The organism is Halorubrum sp. Atlit-28R, assembly GCF_003665955.1.
In the GTDB taxonomy this organism is placed as follows: Archaea; Halobacteriota; Halobacteria; order Halobacteriales; family Haloferacaceae; genus Halorubrum; species Halorubrum tropicale.
Genome location: NZ_QPLS01000324.1, coordinates 1 through 228, shown reverse-complemented (window position 1 = coordinate 228; position 228 = coordinate 1). Strand labels below are relative to the sequence as shown.

General features: G+C 61.4%; 1 tRNA gene. It reads left to right on the top strand.

The features are described 5' to 3' along the window. The first annotated feature begins 40 nt into the window (after nt 1–40). Nucleotides 41–115, top strand: a tRNA-Arg gene (locus DVK06_RS18145). The last annotated feature ends 113 nt before the right edge of the window (nt 116–228 follow it).

The window sequence follows — 228 nt, the reverse complement described above, 5'->3', positions numbered from 1 at the left end:
TCGCGGGACTTAACACGCTCTCAGCAGTAACACAGAGTGAGGGCGCTTAGCTCAGTTTGGACAGAGTGCTTGGCTTCGGACCAAGTTGCCACGGGTTCAAATCCTGTAGCGCCCACTTCCTCACCGATCGCTTTTACACCGATCTCGATTTTCCCGTGGTGAACCCAGCCGAACGGGGACCGATCTGGGCGGCGCGACCGTCGCCGCCCCGCGTACCGCACCGTCGCC